At 66.9% G+C, this 18944-nt stretch carries 13 protein-coding genes; 7 read left to right on the forward strand and 6 right to left on the reverse strand.

The annotated features are described in order from the left end of the window. Window positions 1-59: 59 nt before the first annotated feature. Entirely contained in the window at window positions 60-2945 is a 2886-nt protein-coding gene (locus OXQ95_RS01815; protein ID WP_267378787.1) for a TonB-dependent receptor, read from the forward strand. A 30-nt stretch (window positions 2946-2975) separates the two neighbouring features. Here OXQ95_RS01815 and OXQ95_RS01820 read toward each other — a convergent pair whose 3' ends face one another. The 3 genes from OXQ95_RS01820 to OXQ95_RS01830 form a co-directional block, all read right to left on the reverse strand. Then, window positions 2976-4388: a family 43 glycosylhydrolase gene (locus OXQ95_RS01820; protein WP_267378790.1), complete on the reverse strand. Its 1413-nt coding sequence runs from the start codon at window positions 4386-4388 to the stop codon at window positions 2976-2978. Between the two features lie 84 nt (window positions 4389-4472). After that, window positions 4473-5033, reverse strand: coding sequence for a hypothetical protein (locus OXQ95_RS01825; RefSeq protein WP_242096416.1), 561 nt, complete (start codon window positions 5031-5033; stop codon window positions 4473-4475). A 29-nt stretch (window positions 5034-5062) separates the two neighbouring features. After that, window positions 5063-6454, reverse strand: a complete 1392-nt coding sequence (locus OXQ95_RS01830) for a family 43 glycosylhydrolase (protein ID WP_267378795.1) — start codon at window positions 6452-6454, stop codon at window positions 5063-5065. A gap of 218 nt (window positions 6455-6672) precedes the next feature. Here OXQ95_RS01830 and OXQ95_RS01835 point away from each other — a divergent pair, with 218 nt between their 5' ends. Then, window positions 6673-7401 (forward strand): FadR/GntR family transcriptional regulator, encoded by a 729-nt coding sequence (locus tag OXQ95_RS01835; RefSeq protein ID WP_242096414.1) that lies wholly within the window; start codon window positions 6673-6675, stop codon window positions 7399-7401. Window positions 7402-7407: 6 nt separating this feature from the next. Here the strand turns inward: OXQ95_RS01835 and OXQ95_RS01840 are convergent, their stop codons facing one another. From OXQ95_RS01840 to OXQ95_RS01850, 3 genes are all read right to left on the reverse strand, one after another. Further along, window positions 7408-8928, reverse strand: coding sequence for a tryptophan halogenase family protein (locus tag OXQ95_RS01840; protein ID WP_267378800.1), 1521 nt, complete (start codon window positions 8926-8928; stop codon window positions 7408-7410). Continuing rightward, window positions 8925-9656 (reverse strand): DUF6445 family protein, encoded by a 732-nt coding sequence (locus tag OXQ95_RS01845; protein WP_267378804.1) that lies wholly within the window; start codon window positions 9654-9656, stop codon window positions 8925-8927. Before OXQ95_RS01845 ends, OXQ95_RS01840 begins: the two co-directional genes overlap by 4 nt. Before the next feature lie 67 nt (window positions 9657-9723). After that, entirely contained in the window at window positions 9724-12642 is a 2919-nt protein-coding gene (locus OXQ95_RS01850; protein WP_267378806.1) for a TonB-dependent receptor, read from the reverse strand. A gap of 466 nt (window positions 12643-13108) precedes the next feature. Here OXQ95_RS01850 and OXQ95_RS01855 point away from each other — a divergent pair, with 466 nt between their 5' ends. The 5 genes from OXQ95_RS01855 (at window position 13109) to OXQ95_RS01875 (ending at window position 18906) form a co-directional block, all read left to right on the forward strand. Then, a complete protein-coding gene (locus OXQ95_RS01855; protein ID WP_267378809.1) occupies window positions 13109-14767 on the forward strand; it encodes a DUF5597 domain-containing protein in 1659 nt (552 codons plus the stop codon). Next, on the forward strand, window positions 14764-16122 hold the full coding sequence (locus OXQ95_RS01860; RefSeq protein WP_267378812.1) for a glycoside hydrolase family 27 protein: 1359 nt from the start codon (window positions 14764-14766) through the stop codon (window positions 16120-16122). The genes OXQ95_RS01855 and OXQ95_RS01860 overlap by 4 nt, the downstream gene beginning before the upstream one ends. Further along, a complete protein-coding gene (locus tag OXQ95_RS01865; protein ID WP_267378814.1) occupies window positions 16122-17639 on the forward strand; it encodes a glycoside hydrolase in 1518 nt (505 codons plus the stop codon). Before OXQ95_RS01860 ends, OXQ95_RS01865 begins: the two co-directional genes overlap by 1 nt. Next, window positions 17624-18655, forward strand: coding sequence for a glycoside hydrolase family 43 protein (locus OXQ95_RS01870; RefSeq protein WP_267378817.1), 1032 nt, complete (start codon window positions 17624-17626; stop codon window positions 18653-18655). Before OXQ95_RS01865 ends, OXQ95_RS01870 begins: the two co-directional genes overlap by 16 nt. 122 nt (window positions 18656-18777) lie before the next feature. Then, window positions 18778-18906 carry a hypothetical protein gene (locus OXQ95_RS01875; RefSeq protein WP_267378820.1) on the forward strand — a complete coding sequence of 43 codons (129 nt, stop codon included), beginning with the start codon at window positions 18778-18780 and terminating at the stop codon, window positions 18904-18906. The last annotated feature ends 38 nt before the right edge of the window (window positions 18907-18944 follow it).

The following is an 18944-nucleotide window of genomic DNA, read 5'->3' on the forward strand; positions in this document are numbered from 1 at the left end:
GATTGACGAAGCGGCCCCATTCATTGCCGAGCGCAATAAAGTTTCAGGGGGGAAATCACATGCCATCGTCCATCCATCGCGTCCGCCTCCTGGCCGGCGCCGCGCTCCTGCTCATGCCGACCTGGTCGCAGGCGCAGACGGTGCCCGCCGCGACGCCCGCCGCGTCGGCAGCGGAGCCGGCGGCATCGGACATCGTCGTCACCGGTTCGCGGATCAGCCGGCCCGATTTCGCCCAGCCCAATCCCATCATCTCGTTCAACGCCGCCGCGATCGAGCAATCGGGCAACACGAACGTCACCACCTTTCTGGAACGCGTCCCCGCGCTGTCCGGATCGCGCGATTTCACGCAGACCTCGGGGGGCAACGCGGTCTATGCCAACCCGTTCGGCGCGGCGGGCCTCAACGAGCTGAACCTGCGCAATCTCGGCACCAACCGGACGCTGGTGCTGGTGAACGGACGGCGCCACGTCGCGGGCGAACCCAACAGCGCCGCCGTCGACATCAACTCCATCCCCACCGATCTGATCGAGCGGGTCGACGTGCTGACCGGTGGCGCCTCGGCGGTCTATGGCGCCGACGGCGTTTCGGGGGTGGTGAACTTCATCCTCAAACGCGATTTCGACGGCGTGTCGGCGCGCAGCCAGACGGGCATCTCGGAGCGCGGCGATGCGGGCAATCGGTTCGCGGCGATCACGCTCGGCAAGAATTTCGCGGACGGTCGCGGCAATCTGACCTTGGCGTACGAATTCAACGCCGACGACCGGCTTGAAAACGACGACCGCGCCTATCTCCGAAGCGACCGGCGCCAGTATCTCGTCCCCAACGATGCCGCCGCGGCCAATCCCGCGCTGCCGCACAACGTGCTGGTCGGCAATCTGCGCTATCCCAACGAGTCGCCGATCGGCGCGGTCGACGTGAACGGCGACGGCTATCCCGATTTCAACGGGCTCGGCCAACCCTATCGCCACGGAACCCCGGCCGCTTATTATTCGACCGGCGGCGACGACACGCCGGTGGCGGGCTTCTATTCGGGCGATCTGGCCCCGCGGATCATCCGCAACGACGCCAATCTGCTCGGCCATTTCGACGTATCGGACGCGCTGAAGCTGTCGGTCGAGGGCAAATACGCTCAGACTCGGGCGACCACCTTCGATTATTATATCGGCACCTACGGCACCGCGATCTCGCTCGACAATCCGTTCGTGCCCGCCGCGATCCGCTCGGCCGCGCTCGCGGCCGGGCAGAGTTCCGTCTCGGTCACGCGCGACAATATCGATTACGGCCGCCACGGCGAGAGCGATTTGCGGCAGACCTATCGCGGCGTGATCGACGCATCGGGCCGGATCAGCCCGCATGCGACCTACGACGTCTATTATGAATATGGCCGCACCGACGTGGCGATCACCAAGCTGAACGACCAGCTTGCCGACCGCTACGCCGCCGCGCTCGACGTCGTGACCAACCCCGCGACCGGCCAGCCGGTGTGCCGCTCCAACCTTGCCGGCGCGAACCCGGCCTGCGTGCCCGTCAGCCTGTTCGGCCCCGGCCCGATCAGCCAGGCCGCGCTCGGCTATTTCCAGGTGAACGACACCAGCTTCGCGCGCATCACCCAATCGGTCGCCAACGCGTCGATCAGCGGCGATTTCGGCGCGTTCTTCCGGTTACCCGGCGGACCGGTGCAATTCTCGTTCGGTGGCGAGTATCGGCGCGAGACGAGCGCGTTCGATCCGAGCGACAACCTCGTCAACAACCGCTTCGTGGCCTATACCGAACCGACGCTGGTCACGGCGTCGGGTGGCCGCTTCGACGTGAAGGAGGCGTTCGGCGAGCTGAACGCCCCCATTCTGCAAGGCCAGCGTTTCGCCGAGACCCTGGCGGTGGGCGCCGCATACCGGTTTTCGCATTATTCGACGATCGGCGACACGCAGACCTGGCAGTTCAACGGCGTCTATGCGCCGGTGCGCGACGTCAGCTTCCGCGGTTCGTACGGCAAGGCCGTGCGCGCGCCGAACATCAGTGAACTCTTCCAACCGATCAGCGGGGATTCCAATTTCTTCATCGATCCGTGCTCGCCGCAGGAAATCGGCAACGGCACGTCCTACCGCGCCGCCAATTGCCGCACCGTGCTCGCGGCGGTCGGCGCGACGGTGTCGTCGGCGCTCCAAACCCCCAGCAACATCGCCGGCATCCGCTCGGGCAATGCCGGCCTGCGTGCGGAAGAAGCGACGACCTGGACCGCGGGCGTCGTGCTGCGGCCCCGCTTTCTGCGCGGGTTCACGGCTTCGTTCGACTGGTACGACATCGACCTGAAGGACGCGATCAACACGCCGTCGCCGTCGCAGCTCGCGACGCTGTGCGTCGATCAGCCGACCACGGACACGGCGTTCTGCCGCGCCATTTCGCGTGCGCAGGGAAGCGGGATCATCAACGGCTATACGGTCACGCCGGAGAATGTCGCGCAGTTCCGCACCGCCGGGCTGGACGTCAACATCGACTATCTCCTCCACACCGCGCGCGCCGGTACGTTCGATCTGCGGCTGGTGGGCGGCTATCTCCATCGGCTCGAATTCGTCGGCACGCCGGGCGCGGCGGCCACCGACAATGTCGACCAACCGGGCGCCCCCAAGTTCAATTTCAACCTGTCGCCGAGCTGGACGCTGGGCGGGTTGACGCTCACCTACAATCTGCGCTGGGCGGATGGCACGCGCACCGTCGACAAGCTGACGACCGACAATGATCCCGATTACGCACCGGCCGCCCAGCTCCGCTACAGCGAGCTGTGGCAGCACGACGTCCAGCTCGGCTATCAGGTGCGCAGCGGCGTCTCCTTCTATCTGGGCATCCTCAACCTGACCGATCAGCAGCCCGATCCCGGCAATGCCATCAATCAGCCCATCTCCGCGGTCGGCCGTTATCTGTACGCGGGGGTCAAGCTTCGAACCTGAGCGCGTGATGCGGATAGGCGGCCGCGCCGGTCAGCGGATCGTCCATTCCCAGAGGGCAGGGTCGCTCCGATCGAACACGAGGCGCAGATAGCGCGTGGTGACGGGGTGAGGCAGTTCGATGGGCGAGCCCTGATGATCCGCCATCGGCACCGCCCGGCGCCATGTTCGGCCATCGTCCGAGACGTCGATGGCGAGGCGGTAGGTTCGGGTCGGATATTCGGGGCGCAGCGCGCTCATGGTGGTGGGGCGGCGTCGGCCCAGATCGGCGATCAGTTCGGATCGCGCCGCCGGGGCCGGGCGCCAGAGCGTCGCGTAATTGTCGTCGGCGGCGCGTTCGGGGCCGTGCAGCGGATCGACCCCCGGCGATCCCGTCGCGCGCCACGGCAGCCCCGGCTCGCGGCGAGCGGCGAACCCCTCCACCGGGGTGCCCTGCGTCGGCGTGACAATGCCCAGCGTGCCGTCGGGGCGGATCGGCAGCCGATCGACCGCCACCTGTCGCAGCACGAGTTCGCCGCCGGGCACGAACGGCAATGCCTGCCGATGATAGAGGATGTGGCTCGCACCGCCGGAGCGGAAGACCGCGTGATGCCCGGGGCTGATGACGTCGGCGGCGACGTCGGTCTGGAGGATCGGGCTGTCCGCCGCCTCGTGAAAGGGCCCGAGCGGCGTATCGCCGATGGCGTAGCGGACCTTGTAGGTGTCCTTCGTGGTATTGCCGTCGCTATAGGACAGGAGATAATGCGCGCCGCTACGCATCATGAAGGGTGCTTCGAAATAATGTTCGGGCGTCACGTCGCGGGGTGTGCCGTCGAACGTCACCATGTCCGGCTTCAGCTTGACCGCGAAACAATGGCCATTCACCCAGTTCAGGCCCGAACCCCAATAGAGATAGGCGCTGCCATCGCCGTCCACGAACGCCTCGGCGTCGATCATGTGATAGCGCGGCGCGAAGGATTTGGCGATCAGCGGCGTGCCGCCATGCGCATCGCGCCACGGGCCGGCGGGCGATGGCGCCGTGCCGACCCATATTTCGCTGCCGACCGAGACATACATATACCATGCGCCGTTCGCCGCCTTGACGACCGATGGCGCCCAGACCTTGGAGTCGCCCGAGGTCGGGCTGGTCGCCGCCTGTTTGGTGGGCCATGCCGGCACCGAGAAGCGCCAGTCGCGGCCATCGGCCGACGTCCATAGCCCCAGGCGATCGTCGCCCCAGGGATCGATGGTGGCGAAGATGTACCAGCGACCGCCATCCCGCACGATGGTGGGATCGGCGAAATAGCCCGGCAGCAAGGGGTTCGCATCATGCGGGGTGGTCCAGTCGACCCCGTCGGCCGCGGGTGCGGCCGCCGGCGCGACCAGCTCGGTGACGGCCGAGAACAGGGCGCATGCGATGGCGACGATCGTCCGGGAGCGGGCCTTGCCGGGGATGGGCTGGATCACGGTAAACATCCTTCATCTCGTTCGGCCCCAGGCGCGGGTAGCGCCTTGGGGCCGGGCCGCCATGCGTGAACAGGGCGGATCGTTTCACATGACGCGGTTGAAGTAGAACACGAACGCGGTGCCGCCGCCCGGCGCCGGCGATTCCTCGTCCGGGCCGGTGGAGTAGCCGAGCCCCGCCATGGCGCTCAGCAGCGGCGGGGCCCGCAATGCGGTTCGCGTCGCGGCGGGATCCATTCCTATGGCGACCCCCGATATCTCGCACAGCGTGATCGTGCACGTCACCCCCGTGCCCGATGCCGCCATGCCGGGCGCATGGCTGCGCAACGTCGCCAGCACGGTCTGCTCGATTCCCGAGCCCCGGGGATCGGCCGCTTGGTCGACGGTGAGGCGCCCCATCAATTGCCCGTCGTCATCGGCATGGGCCAGCGCGGCGACCGCAACCGGCCGCGGCGCCCGGCGGGGCGGCAACGTGGCGCGCGGAGCCGAGCGTCTGGTCACGACCACCGGGGCGGAGGACGGCGGCGCCAGCGCGGCGACCCCGCCGTCGATCACCCGGATCCCCTCTGCCGACGGCGCGGCGCGATGGGCGCCGCTCGCCAGCCAGAGCGAGGCGGCGCCCATGGTCGCGGCGGCCGCCACGATCATCGGCATCCTTCGATAGGGCTGCGCGGCGGTCACGACACGAACGACCATTGTTCGTTGGCATCGCTGCTGCAGGCATAGGTGATGAGGTTGCCGCCGGGATCGCGCGAATCGCCCGAGACGTTGAGGCAGCGGCCGCTGTTCCGGTTGATGATCTGCTTGCCCGAGATGGTCCATTGCGAACGGTTGCCGATCCCGCACGTGGTCTGGACGACGTTGCTGTTGCCATCCCCTTCGGCGATGCACAGCCCGCTCTGCTGAAGGACGAACTGAGTGTAGCCGCCGATGCTGCGCCGCTCCACCTGCTCGTTGGAATCGGTGGTGCAGCCCCACTGGATGAGCCCCGATTCATAGTTGCGCGACTGATTGGCGACGTTGGCGCACAGCCCGCTGGATGCGACCTTCATCGTGACGAGCGTCGTGCCGGAATAGCCGTTCGCGATCGTGCCGGCGGCGGTGTCGATGGTGATCTGCGAGGAGGTGGGCATCGCGATCGACGTGTTGCTGGGGAAGGTGATCGGCAGCCAGACATAGGTGGAATCGTTTGGATTCTGGTTCGTCGCCGGCCCCCAGCGATCGCCGAGATACAGATAGCCCGTGCCGCTCGTTCCCACGATCGGCTGAACATAGGTGGATTGCGAATTATAGGTGGTGGGGTCCCCGAAGGTGGTCGGAGACGTCCATGGTCCGGCCATGCTCGTGGCCGTCTGATAGGCGGCTTGATTGGGGTTCCACCCCGTCGCCGCGGAAGTCAGCAGGAAATAGACGCCGTTGCGCTTGAACACCGCGGGCGCCTCGCGGTGATTGCCGCCCAAGGTGGTGACGAGCGAATCGATGCCGGTGTAGGACGCGTTGAGCTTGTAGATGTTGAGATCGTAATTGTTGTTGGCCGCCGAGATCAGATAGGCGTTCCCGTCCGTATCGGCGAACAGCGTCATGTCGCGCGATTCATAGTTCAGCGGACGAAACTCGCTTTGATAGACATAGTTTCCGTCGACCGTGTCGGATGTGGCGACGACCACCTCGGCATCGTTGTAGTTCTGACCGTTTTCCTTATGCGCCCATAGCACGTATTTCCGCGTACCGGCGTTGTAGATCACCTTCGGGCGTTCTAAATTGGAGGTGTTCAGGCTGGGTGCCGAATTGGCGGTGAGAATGTCGTTGTCGTACGTCCATGTCTTCAGATCGGTCGATTTGTACATCGAGACCGCCTTGAACAGATATCCGTTCCGGTTCTCTCCCAGCATATAGTAATAGCTGCCGACCTTGATGATCCCCGCGCCGTGGGCCTGAAGCGGCTGCCCGTTATTGTCGACGAATTGCGATCCGTTGTTGACCGCCGCGGGCGGCGACGCGGCCGGTAGCGCGCCGATGGGCAGCAACGCGGCGGTCGTGCATGCGACGACGTTCTTCCAGGAAACCATGATTCCATCCTCTCCTGTCCGGTCCGCTAGTGGGCCGATACAAGGGTTAGATTACGCCGATTCTAAAGTCCGACAATATATTTTTTGACAAACGCCGGGGAGCAAAGCCTGCCGGCCCGGACCGGCTTTGTTCGTCAAGGAGGTTGCGATCGCACCGTTGGGAGAGCCAGGATAGGTTCCGGCGCGAAACGGCAGCCCGCACGTTCGAAGAGGCGATGATGATCGAAAAGAACCGTCGGCAACCCGCCCATCTCAAGATCGCCAAGAATCTGGGCATCGCGATCGTCACCGGGGCGCATCCGCCCTACACGACCTTGCCGGGCGAACTCGATTACGCGCACCAGCTCGGCGTATCGCGCAACGTCGTGCGCGAGGCGTTGCGGACGCTGTCGGCCAAGGGATTGCTCGAAAGCCGTCCCAAGGCCGGCACCAAGATCCGCGGCCGGCACGACTGGAACCTGCTCGATCCCGAACTGCTCGGCTGGATGTTCGAGGGCGAACCGCCACTCGAATTCGTCCAGGGGCTGTTCGAACTGCGGATGATCATCGAGCCCGCCGCCGCCGAACTCGCCGCGGTGCGGCGCACCGCCCGGCAATTGTCGGGCATGGGCCATGAGCTGGAAAAAATGGGCGAGGTGGGGCTCGGCAACGACATCGGGCGCGCCGCCGACCAGCGTTTCCACGCGATCATCCTCGAGGCGACGTGCAACGAGCTGCTCGTCAGCCTGTCCGCCAGCATCTCGGCCGCGGTCCGCTGGACGACCTTCTTCAAATATCGCGTGTCCAAGAGCCCGCGCGATCCCATGCCGCAGCATCGCGCGCTGTTCGAGGCGATCGCGGATGCCGACCCGTCCGCCGCTCACAGCGCCACCGCGACCTTGGTCCGCGAGGCGCAGGTGGATACCGAGGCGGCGCTGGGTTCGCTGGCGGCGATGCCCCGCCGCTGAGCCGAGTCAGCGCCTGGGAACGGCGGCCCGACAGTGGCGGGCGATGAACTCCTCGTGGCGCGGCATATGCCCCAGCGCGCTCCGGGTGACGGTGGCGATCCGCGCCAGCCGCGCCGCGGCCATGTCACGCGGCATCGCATCGGCGAGCGGATCATGGCCCTCGGCTTGCAACCCCTGACCGTGCATCACCGCCAGCCAGCTCGTCTTGCTGAACAGATCGTCCGCCTCGCGGAACACCCGGCCCGTCGCGCGATAGATGGCCATCCTTTCCGCCAGCGTCTCCGGCACCGCCATCGTGCGCAGATGATCCCAATAGGGCGTGTCGTCGCGTTCGGTCAGGTGGAAATGGAGGATGATGAAATCGCGAATGCTTTCATATTCCGCGATCATCAGCCGGTTGTAGCGCCGGATATCCGCCGCCGCGAAACGCCGCGTCGGCATCATTTCCAGAAGCCGTGCGATCCCCGCCTGCACCAGATGGATGCTGGTGGATTCGAGCGGCTCCATGAAGCCGCTCGCCAGCCCCAGCGCCACGCAGTTCCTGGACCAGAAGGCGCTGCGCCGCCCCGTCCTGAAGCGCAGGAAGCGCGGCTCGGCCAGCGCCTCGCCGTCCAGCCCGGCCAGCAGCGTCGCGGCGGCTTCGTCGTCGGAAAGATGCGCGCTGGCGTACACATGGCCATTGCCGGTGCGATGCTGGAGCGGGATGCGCCATTGCCAGCCGGCGGGCTTCGCGGTCGATCGTGTATAGGGCGTCGGCGGCCCTTGATTGGCCGACGGCACGGCGACGGCCCGGTCGTTCGGCAGCCAATGGCCCCAATCCTCGAACCCTTCGCCCAGCGCCTCGGCGATCAGCAGACCGCGGAATCCCGAGCAGTCGACGAAGAGATCGGCCTCGATCCGTGATCCGTCCGCCAGCACTACCGCCGCGATGAACCCGTCCTCGGGCCGCAGCACGACATCGGTGACCCGGCCCTCGCGGCGGACCACGCCCATCGCTTCGGCATGGCCACGCAGGAAGCGCGCATAGAGGCCCGCGTCGAAATGATAGGCATAGCCGATATGCGACAGCGGCGTGTTGCCGCCCGGCACGGGCCGCGTGAAGCGGTCGGCATGGGCGGCCGCCGCACAGATCGAATAGGCCTCCAGCGGCTCGCCCCCGCCATCCTGGCGAAGCCGGTGCCACAGCCCCTCGAACGGGACCGCGCCGAAATCCATGCCATAGGTGCCGAAGGGATGGAAATACCGTGCCCCCGGCCGCCGCCAGTCGACGAATTCGATGCCGAGCTTGAAGGTTCCCTGCGTCGCCCGGACGAAGTCGTTCTCGTCGATGCCGAGCAGCGCGTTGAAGCCGAGGATCGGGGGGATCGTCGCCTCGCCCACGCCGATGGTGCCGATCTCCTCGGATTCCACCAGCGTGATCGTGATCGCATCCTTGCCCAGCACGCGGGCGAGCGCGGCGGCGGTCATCCACCCCGCCGTTCCCCCGCCGATGATGGCAATGCTGCGAAGCGCCTGCGGATCGGTCATCGGCGGCGGACCTGAAGAAACAGGTTGCCCGTCAGCCGCCCGCGGCGCGGATCGGCAGGGAAGGCGGGCAGCGTGTCGATCATGCCCGAATGCAGCAGCGCGGCGCGGTAGAGGATGAAGCGATCGAATGCGGCATCGATCCGCCCGATCGGATCGAACAGCGCATTGTCGGCCGTGACGTAGCCGTCGCCCGCAGCGCTTTGCACGTCCGCCTCATAGGCGCTGCGATAGGCGGGAAGCCGATCTTGGTCGATGGTTTCGAAACCGGTGTCGCGGTGGCGGAAAAAGCCGGTGCCCGCGGTCACGTGCGGGCTGAGATAATGAACCGCGGCAAACAGCCAGCGATCCGCCGCATCGACATGCGGCCAGCGCTGATCCGGCGACAGTCGTTCGGGCGGCGTCGTCACCAGCGAGAAATTGCCGCGTGCGCGTACCGGTGCCACGGGACCGGTATCGAAATGGCGGGCGATGAGCGGGAGTGCGAACGCCACCATGGCGTTGACATAGGCGATCGGTGCCGTGCCGAGCAGGCCGGGATAGCCGCCGCCCGTGGTTTCGGCGGCGCTGAAGGCCGAACGCGTGGCGGCGAAATCCACCAGCCCCGCCGCATGGCCGGACGCTTGGTCGGCCATGACGACGGGTTCGCGCTCACGGCCCAGATGATGGACCGCGATCCGCGCGTTCGGCGAAAACGCGAATGCCGATTTCGGCGATGCGTCGATGGTCATGCTCCGCCTCGCCCGCCCGCCTGCCTGATCGCCGGCGTGGCGGGGGGCCACGCCGGCAGGTTGGGGATCAATAGGTCGCGCGGATCGAAAAGCCAAACCGCCGATCGTTGAGCTGATATTGGAGCGGCGCGAGCGGCGTTCCGATATAAGTTTCGTTCATGCGGTTATTGAGGTTCACCGCATCGACCGACACCGCGATATGCTTGTTCAGGTTAGCGCTGATCGAGGCGTCCAGCGAGGCATAGGGGTTGGCGAACTGCAACTGCCCCGGCGCACCGCTGCCCGACGTCGCGTCGAGATAACGGCCACGCCAGCTCCAGGCGAGACGCGCGGTGAGCGGCCCGCGCTCGTACAGACCGACGAGATTGTAGCTGTTCTTCGACAGCTTCTCGAGCGGGCTCTGCTGCGGCGCAGCCGACCCCGGCGTGAAGAAGGGATTGGCGACGCTGCTGTCGACGAGCGTGTAGTTCGCCTGAACGCCGAAGCCCTTCAGGAAGCCCGGCAGGAAATCGAAGAATTGCTGATAGGCGACCTCCAGCCCCTTGATCGTGCCATTGCCCGAATTGACGTTGGTGCTGACGTCGTAGACCGTGCCGTTATAGGTCTGGTTGATGATGCCGCTGGCCAGGAAGCCATTGACCTTCTTGTAGAACAGGCCGCCCGTCAGCGATCCGGCGGGCGCGAAATACCATTCGAGCGTCAGATCGAGATTGTCCGATTTGATTGGCCGCAGGAACGGGTTGCCCGAACTGGCGCTCGGATGGCCGGTGATCGGATTGATCTGGTTGGCCGCGCTGAGCGTCAGGTTGGTCGAGAGCTGATCGAAATTGGGGCGTGCCACGCCCTTCGAATAGGCGAAGCGTGCCTGCAGCTTGGATGTGAGGTGCGCGCGAAGATCAAAGCTCGGCAACGCGTTGAAATAGGTCTGCTGCAGGTCGATCGCGGCGGTCGTGCCGTTGTTCTGGAACACCGTTCCCATCGAGGTGGTGCGCGTCTGTACCAGCCGGACGCCGGCCGTGCCGTCGATCTCCAGCCCGAAGACCGATCCCTTGTAGTCGGCGATCGCGTAGCCCGTGATCGTACGCTCGGTCTGGTGGTTCAGATCGCCCGGCTTGAACTGCGTCTGCGGGGTCGCGCCGAACAGCGCCTCGGTCTTGGTGAGCGAATCGAACAGTCCGTTGCCGGCGACGAAATTGGGATAGACGATCCCGCCCGTCGCGGTCTGGCCGTCGAAGAAGTGCGGGCTCGGGCCGTTCAGCGCGAGCTGCGGATATTGGCTCAACCGCGTGAAGGGCGTTCCGGCGGGCGCACCGCACGTCGCGTCGGGGCCGGTCGCATACAGGCAGAAGGCGTTCCACGATCCGCGCAGATCGATCGTGCTGTGGGCGAAACGCGCACCCAGGCGGAATTTGTCGAGGAAGCTGCCCTCATTGTCATATTCGATGTCGGACGCGAGCGCGAGCTGGTCCGCATCGTTGCGCTGGAGCGAATCGGCCATGTAGGTGAAGCCGTAACTCGCCGGATTGTTGAGTATCGCGGGGTTGCGGACGTCCCAGTGCGGGCGGCTGCCGGTCAGATCGAAATCGACGATCGTCTGGTTGGGCGCGGTCCGGCCGGTTTCGCCGGCCTTGTCATAGAGCGAGATCACGAACCCGTTGCGATCCGCATCGTAGCTCGATTTGAGATACTGGCCGTCGAGGTTGACCTTGATGTGGTCGGTCGCCTGCCATTTGGCATTGAGCGTGTAATTGCCCGACGTGTTCGTCAGATCCTGATCGAAGCGCGCCGATTCGAAGATCTGGCTCTGCAGCGATCCCTTGGTGGCATAGTGCATCACCTGCCCGGTGGCCGGATCGGTGTAGCTGCCCGGGGCGAAGGTGAAGCTTCCCCCGACCAGCGGCGTGGCGAGATTGACGCTCGAATCGGTGGGGCTGGGGTTGTTGCCGTTGTTCGCGTAGAAATATTTGCCGCTGCGGAAGAAGGTGTAGCGCGTGTAGAGCGCCTGCGCCGTCAGCAGCAGCCGATCGGTTGCCTGCCATTGCAGCGCACCGGCCACGCCCAGACGGCGGCGATCGCCCTCGTCGTTGTAAAGCTGCACGCCATAGGGAATCTGCGGGTTGCTCGGCGCGCCGGCGATCGAGCCGGGGGCGACGGGACCGAACGGGCCGATCAGGATCGCGTCCTGGCGGTAATCGCTCTTGGCGTAGCTGACGTTCAGCAACACGCCGATCTCGCCCATCCCGGTCTCGAAACGGTTGCTGTAGAGCGCGGAGCCCGAGCCGCCGAACTTGTCGGCCCGATCGTAATAATTGCCCTTGGCGGTCACGCTGACGACCTGCCCGGGCGCATCGAAGGGCAGCCGCGTGCGCAGGTTGATCGCGCCGCCGATGCCGCCTTCGATGATGTTGGCCGGGGGATTTTTGTAGACGTCGATGCCGGCGAGCAGCTCGGGCGGCATGCCCTCCAGATCGAAGGCGCGACCGCCCGATGCCGAATAGACCGCACGGCCGTCGAGGAAATTCTGCGTCTGGGTCAGGCCGCGCACGGTGACGGCGGGCGAGGTTCGGTGATCGAAATCGGTCGCCCCTTCGCCGTAGCGGCGCTGGATCTGGACGCCGGTGATCCGCTGAAGCGCCTCGATCGTATTCGCGTCGGGCAGCTTGCCGATGTCCTGCGCATTCACCGAATCGACGATCTGGTCCGAATTGCGCTTGATCGCCTGCGCCGAGCGAAGGCTCTCGCGAACGCCGGTCACCACGATGTCGTCCGATTGCGGCGCGGTCGCGGCCTGGTCGGCGTTGAGCGATCCGGTGCCGTTACCGCTGCCCTGTTGCACGTTCAGCGAGCCGGTGGTGGCGCCGTTGCCCTGCTGGACGGGAATGGACCCGGTGACCCCGCCATTGGCCTGCTGCGCATAGGCCGCAGAACCGGCCGACGCGGCGATCGCGGTGAGCGACGCTCCAAGAGCCAAACGAAAACGCTTCATGCTGAAAACCTCCCCTGTTCCAAATCGACCAGTGAGGTTGAATCCTCATCTGTGATTTCAGTTGTCGGACTTTATCAGTGGTGTATTTGTCGCGCAAGCGCTCTTTCGTCGGGTCGGGCGAAATGGTGAAAGATCGGGTCGACGATTCCGTCGTATACCGCCCCATCTCCGGGCAAGCCTCTGTAGAGGCCCGCAAAACCGGGTGTGTCGCCGGGCAGGGCGATTGTTGTGCCCGTGGCGGATCTGCTTGCTGTCGCTGAATAGGCTCGGCCGCGATTGCAAACGCGTCCGTCGTCGAGCTGGCGGCCTTAAGGTGCGCCGACGCATTGCTGGCGCTCTATCGGTGCGATCGGCCAATCCCTTGGAAACCGTCAGGAATCGGCACCGCTATCGCAATCGGCGCAGACGTGTTGACGCTCGAAGCCCAATGTTTATTGTCCTACATCATAAAAGGGGGAGGCTGACGATGGCGGCTCGTGATGCTGAGGGAATCATGGCGCAGGACGCGAGGCATCATGCCGGCAAGGCTGGGCGCAGCCCGGTCGGGCGCGTGGTGGGCCGGTCGCTCCTCGCCCTGCTGCTGGCCGGGGCCGGCGTGCCCGTCATGGCGCAGGATAGCGGTTTCGTTGCGACGGGTTCGGGGAAGCCGGCGCTCCGCGTGGATGGCGCGCCGTTTCTCGTGCTCGGCATCCAGCTCAACAATTCCAGCGGTTTCGCCGGCGAATTCCACAAGCTGGCGCCCGCGATCGCGCGGTCGCACGCCAATGTGGTCATGGCGCCAGTCGGGTGGGAATCGGTCGAGCCCGAGGAGGGCCGGTTCGACTGGTCGGTCGTCGATGGTCTCGTCGCCGAGGCCCGGGCGCAGAAGGTCCGGCTGGCGCTGCTCTGGTTCGGGACGTGGAAGAACGCCAATATGAGCTACACGCCCGCATGGGTGAAGCGCGACACCACGCGCTTTCCGCGGGTGATCGGCGCGGACGGCGCGCCGATCGAGGTGTTGAGCCCTATCGCCGGCGCCAGCCGCGACGCCGATGCGCGCGCGTTCGGGGCCTTGATGGCGCACCTCAAGACGATCGATGGACGGCAGCGCACCGTCATCATGGTGCAGGTCGAAAACGAGGCGGGGACGCTCGGTGCGGATCGCGATCACTCGCCGGCCGCCAACGCGCTGTTCGCCGCACCGGTGCCCGCCGACATGGCTGGCGCGAAGCCCGGGGATTGGGCCGCGAACTATGGCGAACGCGCGCCCGAGGCGTTCATGGCCTATCACACCGCGCGCTACATCGGCGCGGTCGCGGCGGCGGGAAAGCGCGCCTATGATCTGCCGCTCTACGCCAATGTCTGGCCGCGCCAGCAGCCGGGATTGCTGCGGCCGGGAGACAGCTCGCCCTCGGGGGGCGCCGTGTCCTGGCTGCTGCCGCAATGGCGCGCGCTTGCGCCTGCGATCGATGTGGTGGGGGTGGACAATTACGACACCAATGTCGCGCCCTATACCGAGATCGCCGAAGCCTATGACGTGCCGGGTAACCCGCTTTTCGTTCCCGAAACCGGCGGCAGCATGGCGCACGCCCGCCACGCCTTCTGGACGCTGGCCCGGCCGTACGGCGTGGGCATCTCCAAATTCGGGATCGGCGAGGAATTCGGCCGCCGCGACGGCAAGGATGCCGAGGAGCCGATCGCGGTCGACTATCGGCTGTTGCGCGAGGCCGGGCCGTTCCTGATCCCGCTGCGCGATGCGGGGCAGGTGCGCAGCGCGATCGAGGAGGACGGCATGGCCAATGTACCGATGGCGTTTGCCGATCTCGATCTCGTCGCCCGGTTTGGTGAGGTGCGCGACGGCTATGGCGGGCCGCGCGGGCAGGGCAATGCCGATCTGTCGGGCCGGGTGATCGCGGCGCAGGTCGCGCCGGACCGTTTTCTCCTGGTGGGCGCCGCCGCCAACCTGAAGTTCGCGACCAAGCTCGGCCATCCGGGAACGGTGCAGCTCGTCGGCGTGGAACAGGGCCGTTTCGAAAGCGGGCGCTGGGTGCGCGAGCGGCTGCTCAACGGCGACGAAACCGCGTTCGGGCTGATCCTGCCTGCTTCCGGAGCATCGCTGATGGTGACGGTGCAGGCGCCGCGATGACCCCGAACCGGCGTTCGTTCCTCGCGGGCTCCGTCGCGGCGGCGGCAGCGCCGGCGATCGCGCGACCGGCGGCGTCGCCCCCGCTCGCGCGACCGGCGGCGTCGCCCCCGCTCGCGCCCACGCCGCCAATGGGGTGGAACAGCTGGAACAGCTTCGCGGTGACGATCACCGAGGATCAAGCGCGCGAAACGGCGCGGATCATGGCGCGCGAGCTGCTTCCCGCAGGGTACGACATCTTCACGGTCGACCATCAATGGTATGATCCGCGGGCCAAGGGCTATACGTACAACGCCGATATCGTGCCGGTGATGGACGGCTTTGGCCGCTTTCAGCCCGATCCGGTGCGTTTCCCCAGCAGCGCAAACGGCACGGGATTCGCGGCGCTCGCCGGCCATGTCCATGCGCTCGGGCTGCGTTTCGGCATCCACCGCATGCGCGGGATCCCGCGCGCGGCGGTGGCCGCCAACCTGCCGGTGGCCGGCACGCGCTATCGGGCGCGCGACATTGCGGACACCGGCAGCACCTGTTCGTGGAACGTCGACATGTTCGGCGTGGACATGCGCCGGCCGGGTGCACAGGCCTATTATGACGGGGTGTTCGCCGAATATGCGCGCTGGGGCGTCGATTTCGTCAAGGTCGACGATCTCAGCCGGCCCTATGACTCGCATGCGGCGGAGATCGAGGCGATCGCGCTGGCGATCCGGCGATCGGGCCGGCCGATGCTGCTCAGCATGTCGCCGGGCGAGACGCCGGTCGATCGCGCCGTCCACGCACGCGCCCATGCGCAGATGTGGCGTATTTCCGACGATTTCTGGGATGATTGGGCGTTGCTGGAGGCGCAGTTCACCCGGCTGGAAAACTGGAACCCCTATATGGGCGATGGCGGCTGGCCGGATGCGGACATGCTGCCGCTCGGAAGGCTGGCGCTGGGCGAGCGCGACACGCGCTTCACGCCGGACGAGCAGCGCACCGTGATGACGCTGTGGTCGATCGCGCGGTCGCCGCTCATCATGGGCGGCGATCTGCGGCGGCTGGATGCGTCGACCAAGGCGCTCCTGACCAACCCGGAGGTGATCGCGGTCAACCAGGCGTCCGCTGCCAACCGCCCGCTTTTCATCGAAGACGGCACGCGGATCTGGTCGGCGCGCGCGCCGGGCGGTGACACGTATCTGGCTTTGTTCAACACTGGCAAGGCGGCGCGCACGGTCGGGATCGAGCTCGCGATGCTCGGGATCGATCGGCCGGTGGCGGTGCGCGATCTGTGGCAGCGTCGGCCGGACGGCGGCGCGACCCGCCGCATCGAGCGGCGCATCGAACCGCACGGTGCCGGGCTCTTCCGGCTGAAGGCGGCCTGATGCGGATCGCGGTGGCCGCAATCGCGCTGATCGCCATGCCGGCCATGCCGGCCATGCCGGCCATGCCGGCCATGTCCGCGATAGCCGCGCCCGCGGTGGCGCAGGCGCCGGCGACGGAGGTGACGCTTCGTCCCGCGATAGACCGGCCGTCCACGACGTTCGAAGGCTGGGGCACCGCGCTCGCCTGGTTCGCGAACGTCACTGGCGGATGGCCCGATGCCGATCGCGAGCGGCTGGCCGACCGGCTCTACGGGCGGGACGGACTCGGCTGGACGATCGCGCGCTACAATATCGGCGGCGGCAATGCCGAGGGGACCCCGCCTTATCTGCGCCCCGGCGCTGCGGTCGCCGGTTTCTGGCGCCAGCCCGTCGGCATCACGGGCCGCGATTGGTGGCGTGCCGATGACGAACGCCTGTGGGACTGGTCGCGCGATGCCGGCCAGCGTTGGTGGCTGGACGCGATCAAGGCCCGCGTCGATCACCCGATTTTCGAGGCATTCTCGAATTCGCCGCCCTGGTTCATGACGGTGTCGGGCCGCGTCTCGGGCGCGACCAAGGCTACGGACGAGAATCTGCGCGCCGGGTTCGAACGCCCGTTCGCCGCCTATCTGGCGCGCGTGGTGGAAGAATTGCAGCGGCGCCATGGCATCGTGTTCCGGACGCTGTCGCCCGTCAACGAGCCCGACACCGATTATTGGTACGCCGCGAACCGGCAGGAGGGCGCGCATTGGGGGCCGGCCCGCCAGGCCGCGATGATCGATGCCGCCGACGCCGCGCTGCGGGCCCGCAAACTGGCGACCGTGGTGGCAGCGCCGGACGAGACCAGCTCGAGCCGGTTCCTCACCGATTGGGCGGCCTATTCTCCCGCCATACGGGCGCGGATCGGCCAGCTCAACGTGCACAGCTATGGCACGGTGAACCAGACGGGCGTGCGCGATGCGGCGCGGGCGGCGGGCATCCGGCTGTGGATGAGCGAGAACGACACGCCGCTCGGCAACGATCCGGAGGATTTCGCCGGCATGGCATCGGCGCTGGCCTTTGCCGAGCATGTCGTGCTCGATCTCAAGCGGCTGGAGCCGGCGGCCTGGGTGTTCTGGCAAGCGGTGGAGGATCTCAGCGCGCGGGGTGGCAGCGCGGGATCGAACTGGGGGCTCATCAAGGCGGATCTGCGCGCCGATGCCGGCGCAGCCCACCCCTTCCATCTCACGCGCAAATATTGGGCGATGGCGCAGTTCAGCCGCTATATCCGCCCTGGCTATCGCCTGATCGCGGTGGACGATCTCGATACGGCCGGGGCGCTGTCGCCTGATGGCCGGACGCTTGCGCTGGTCCATGTGAACGGCGGCGATCGCCCGCGGCGCCTGAGCGTGCCGGCGGGCTGGCGCAGCCGGATGATCGTCACCGACGCGCACCGCACGGCGGCCTGCACCGCCGGCACGATCGCACCGGCACGATCGATCGTGACGCTGCTGCTGACGCGCGACGGGGCGGGGGATGGCGCATGCACCGCCTCCTGATCGCGCTCGCGCTGATGGCGGGCGCGCGTGATCCGGCGCTGGCCGAGACGCGCCCAGCGCCGCCGGTCGCGCCGATATTGCGCTGGCCCGATATGCCGCTGCACGATCCCTGGATCGTCGCCGATCGAGCGGGGCGAACCTATCATCTCTTCACCCGGAACGAACCGGCGATGACGGGCGACGCCCGGCTGGGGATCATGGCCTATACCAGCCGCGATCTGAAGCGCTGGACGCGGCCGCGCGTCGTGTTCGCGCTGCCGCCGGGCACCTGGGCGAACGACGGAGCCTGGGCGCCGGAGGTCCATCGCTGGCGGGGGCGCTGGTATCTGTTCGCGACCTTCCACAACGACGCGGCGCCGCTTCCCGCCACCGGCACGCGGCATCCCGTTCGGCGCAGCACGATCCTGGCAGTCGCCGATACGCTGGACGGCCCGTTTCGGCTCGCTCATGGCGGCGAACCGATCGTTTCGGCGGCACGGATGACGCTCGACGGCACGCTCTATGTCGATCCCGTGGGCAAGCCGTGGCTCGTCTATGCGCATGAATGGGTGCAGACGGGCGATGGCGCGATCGAGGCGATGCCGCTGACCGATGCGCTGACCGCGGCCGGCACGCCGCACACGCTGTTCCACGCCTCCGATGCGCCTTGGGCCGATGGCAAGCCGCAGCCCGAAGGCGACACGATCTACGTCACCGACGGGCCGGAACTCTATCGCACGCGCACCGGCACGTTGCTGATGCTGTGGTCGAGCTACGACAAGACCGGCTATGTTCAGGGGCTCGCGCGGTCGCGGAGCGGGACGATCGACGGACCCTGGGAGCAACTGCCCCCGCTGGTGCGCGCCGATAGCGGGCATGGCATGCTGTTCCGCCGCTTCGACGGTCGCCTGATGATGGTGCTGCACCGCCCGTTTCGCAACGCGCGCGGCCGGATCTATGCGATGCGCGACCTGGGAGATCGGATCGCGATCGTGCGCGACCTGACCGGCTCCCCACCCGCACCGGCGGCGCGCTGATCGCGTTAGCCTCCGTCGCTATGGATTTCGACATTCTCTCGCCGCGACGCGTGCGGGTTTGTCGCGTTCGCAACGTCTTTCATCAGGAGCCTGCGGCGATGGGCCCGAGGGAGGGGCATGCAATGGTGGAATTCTATGCATCGGCGATGATGGTGGGCGGCACCGTGGGAACTGGGTTGCTGGCGGGTTGGGTATGCCGGCCGATCCGGCGCGGTGCCGAGGCGCGGTTGACGGCCGCCGCGCTCGAATAACGGCCGGCGGAGGACATCGCGGTGCGGGTTTGCCGCAT

This window comes from Sphingomonas sp. GC_Shp_6 (genome assembly GCF_026540835.1).
Taxonomy (GTDB): Bacteria; Pseudomonadota; Alphaproteobacteria; order Sphingomonadales; family Sphingomonadaceae; genus Sphingomonas.